This is a genomic window from Nocardioides sp., from assembly GCF_004803405.1.
In the GTDB taxonomy this organism is placed as follows: domain Bacteria; phylum Actinomycetota; class Actinomycetes; order Propionibacteriales; family Nocardioidaceae; genus Nocardioides; species Nocardioides vastitatis.
This window is the reverse complement of the sequence record NZ_SSXI01000012.1, coordinates 1-3462: the sequence shown is the minus strand read 5'-3', so window position 1 is coordinate 3462 and position 3462 is coordinate 1. Positions and strand designations below refer to the sequence as shown.

Here is a 3462-nt window from a genome sequence, read left to right as displayed (position 1 = left end):
GGCGGTCGCGGCGAGCGCGCCGGTGGTGACGATGATCTGGTCCGGTCGGGTCGGCAGCCCGCGGTCGTCGTACAGCCGGGCGATCGCGGCCTGGAGCGCGGGCAGCCCGGCGGGGTAGTAGCCGTGGCTGCCCAGGTGCGCAGGGAGGTCGGCGACCGCGTCGACGTAGGCGCCGGCGATGCCTGGCGGGGCGGTCGAGGCGGCGCACACCATGCTGATCGAGTCCGGCCCCACCGCCGGTGGCAGCAATGCGCGGTCGTGGGACCGCACCGGCCCGCCGGGGAGGCGGGTGAAGGTGCCGGCGCCCTGCCGGGCCTCGGCGTACGCCGTCTCGCGCAGCGCGGCGTAGGCCCGGGTCACTGTCGTGCGGGAGACGCCCAGCGCCGCGGTCAGGTCACGCTCGCTCGGCAGGCGGGTGGCGTAGCCGATCCGCCCGTCGCCGATGAGCTCCCGCAGCGCGTCGGCCAGGCCAAGGTAGGCCGGCGAGCGGTCGAAGCCGGCCACGAGCCCGGCGAGACGGGTCGCGGAAATGGACTGGGACATGCAGTCCAGTCAACCACGATTGGATATTTCGAGCCAGTCCAATCGGCCGCATGCTGGGTGCATGACGATCGCCACCCCTGTGCGCCCCGCCATCCAGCTCGCCGACCTCGGCCCGGTCGCCCAGCTGCGCGCAGGGCGGCTGCCGCTGCGGTTCGCACAGCTCGCGATCGGCCTCGTCCTCTACGGCGTGAGCCTCGCCCTGATGGTGCTCGGCGACATCGGCCTCGCGCCCTGGGACGTCCTGCACTCCGGCGTGACCCGCCATCTCCCGATCACGCTCGGCCAGGCGGTCGTCCTCTTCAGCTTCGTCGTGCTGCTGCTCTGGATCCCGCTGCGCGAGAAGCCGGGCATCGGCACCATCGCCAACGCGCTGGTGGTCGGGCTCTCCGCCGACGCGACGCTCGCCCTGTTCGACGCACCGGCCGCGATGCCGGCCCGGATCGGCCTCATGGTCGGAGGCGTGCTGCTCTGCGGCCTCGCGACCGCGCTCTACATCGGGGCCCAGTTCGGCCGCGGCCCGCGCGACGGCCTGATGACCGGCCTCCACCGCCGGACGGGCCTCTCCCTGCGCCTGGTCCGTACGGCGCTCGAGGGCACCGTCGTCGCACTCGGGCTGCTGCTGGGCGGGGTCCTGGGCCTGGGTACGGTCGTCTACGCCCTCGCCATCGGGCCGCTCGCCCAGCTGATGCTGCCGTGGTTCCTGATCGACCTCCCGGACCCGGCGGAGCGCCTCGGGCGCGACTGAGCCCGGGGTTCGCCCTGATCCAGCCCGGATTTCCTTCCGTGAGCGGGCGTGAAGTCAGGGAAGGCTGGATAGGCTCCGGCCATGACCTCCGACGGTTCCCAGGCAGCTGCCCCCGAGCCCACTCCGCTCGCGCCCCCAGAGCCTGTCCTCACGCTGACCGCGCCGGAGGCGCCCGCCCCGGTGGTGGAGACAGCGGCGCCCAAGATGGCCCCGCAGGTCTCCGCCGAGATGATCCCCGAGCTGGACACCAAGGTCGACAACTTCCTGACCTCCCTGACCAGCACCACTGCGGGCAGCCCCGAGTTCGCCAAGCAGGCGGAGAACGTCCGCACCATGGGTGATGCCGACATCCGGAAGGCCGCCGAGACCTCCAACCGGATGCTCGACAAGCCGGTGACCGCGCTCAAGGAGGGCGGCATCGCGCAGGGCTCCACCGTGGGCAAGACGCTGCTCGACCTGCGGCGCACGGTCGAGGACCTCGATCCCGGCCAGGCCACCGGCGTGAAGAAGTGGTGGGACAAGCTCCCCTTCAACGACAAGGTCGAGGACTACTTCCGCAAGTACCAGTCTGCCCAGAGCCAGCTCAACGGCATCCTGCACTCGCTGCGCAGCGGCCAGGACGAGCTGACCAAGGACAACGTCGCGCTCAACCTGGAGAAGACCAACCTCTGGGGAGTCATGGGCCGGCTGAACCAGTACGTCTACGTCGCCGAGCGGCTCGACGCGAAGCTCTCGGCGAAGATCGCCGAGCTCGAGCTGAGCGACCCCGAGGCCGCGAAGACGCTGTCGCAGGACGTGCTGTTCTACGTGCGCCAGAAGCACCAGGACCTGTTGACGCAGCTCGCGGTCTCGATCCAGGCCTACCTGGCGATCGACATCATCATCAAGAACAACATCGAGCTCATCAAGGGCGTCGACCGGGCCACCACGACGACCATCTCCGCGCTGCGGACCGCCGTGATCGTCGCGCAGGCGCTGAGCAACCAGAAGCTGGTGCTGGACCAGATCACCGCGCTCAACACGACGACCTCGACGATGATCCAGCGCACCTCGGAGATGCTCAAGGACAACTCCGCGGCGATCCAGGAGCAGGCGGCCTCCTCGACGATCGGCATGGAGCAGCTGCAGGCCGCGTTCGCCAACATCTACGCGACCATGGACTCGATCGACGAATTCAAGCTCAAGGCGCTGGACACCATGTCCACCACGATCGGCGTGCTCGAGACCGAGGTCCAGAAGTCGCGGGCCTATCTGGAGCGGGTCCAGCAGCACGACCAGCGCAACGCCGCCGGCACGCTCGACATCGGCTGATCCGGCTGCGTGGACCGGGACGGAGAACGGTGGGGCTGAAGTCGTGGTGGGGCCGGGTCCGGGGTGGTCGGGGCGACGGCGCGGGCGCGGCGCAGTACGTCGTACCGCCGGCGCCGACGGAGCAGGACATCCTGGCGGCGCTCAACCGGGTCAACGCGATGCTGCGTGAGGGCAACGCGCCCCCGGTGGTGATCTCGCGGGTGGTGCGGATCGCGCGCACCATCCACCAGACCCTCCCGCGCCTGAGCCAGCTCGGGCTGGGCAGCCAGGAGAGCTACTCGGTCGTGGCGACCGCGACCGACTACCTCCCCGAGGCCGTCGGCGGCTACCTCCGGCTGCCGCGGGAGTGGGCCGACACGCGCCCCATCGACGGGCACAAGACCGCGCTGATGATCCTGATCGAGCAGCTCGAGGTGCTCGGCGCCACGATGGACAAGATCTTCGACGCCGCCAACCGGGCCGACGCACAGGCGCTGATCGCGCACGGCCGCTTCCTCGACGCGAAGTTCGGGCACTCCTCGTCCGGTGGGCCCGACCTGACCCTGGGCACGCCATGAGCTCCGGCACGACCACGCTGGCCGACGCGCTCGAGGCGCTCGTCGCGGTGGCGGAGCAGGCCGGCCTGGACGAGACAGCCGCGCGCGCCGAGGGCGAGGCGCTGGCCGCGACGGTCGCCGAGCGGTCCCGCGGCGCGTTCGTCGCGTGGGCCGAGGAGACCGGCCGGACCGTGTCGGCCGAGGAGTTCATGCTCGCCGCGAAGCGCGGGAACCGGTTCCGGGCCGGGCCGACGCCCACCATGGGCGGGCTCGCGCTGCAGAAGTCCGAGCACGCGCCGGCCTATGCGCGAGCGCTGGGCGAAGTGG

The 3462-nt window shown here is 71.2% G+C and carries 5 protein-coding genes; 4 read left to right on the top strand and 1 reads right to left on the bottom strand.

Annotated features, from left to right (window positions below):
- A partial coding sequence (locus E7Z54_RS00985) for a GntR family transcriptional regulator (protein WP_136430956.1) occupies nt 1-543 on the bottom strand: 543 nt, incomplete at its 3' end.
- 61 nt (nt 544-604) lie between these two features.
- On the opposite strand from E7Z54_RS00985, the gene E7Z54_RS00980 reads away from it, so the two are divergent.
- From E7Z54_RS00980 to E7Z54_RS00965, 4 genes are all read left to right on the top strand, one after another.
- Entirely contained in the window at nt 605-1288 is a 684-nt protein-coding gene (locus E7Z54_RS00980; protein ID WP_136430955.1) for a YczE/YyaS/YitT family protein, read from the top strand.
- Nucleotides 1289-1369: 81 nt separating this feature from the next.
- A complete protein-coding gene (locus tag E7Z54_RS00975) occupies nt 1370-2599 on the top strand; it encodes a toxic anion resistance protein (protein WP_136430954.1) in 1230 nt (409 codons plus the stop codon).
- 29 nt (nt 2600-2628) lie between these two features.
- Complete coding sequence (locus E7Z54_RS00970; protein WP_136430953.1) at nt 2629-3156, top strand: hypothetical protein; 528 nt, start codon at nt 2629-2631, stop codon at nt 3154-3156.
- Nucleotides 3153-3462, top strand: a 310-nt coding sequence (locus E7Z54_RS00965) for a hypothetical protein (protein ID WP_206055943.1), incomplete at its 3' end; no start/stop codon positions are given. The genes E7Z54_RS00970 and E7Z54_RS00965, both read left to right, overlap by 4 nt.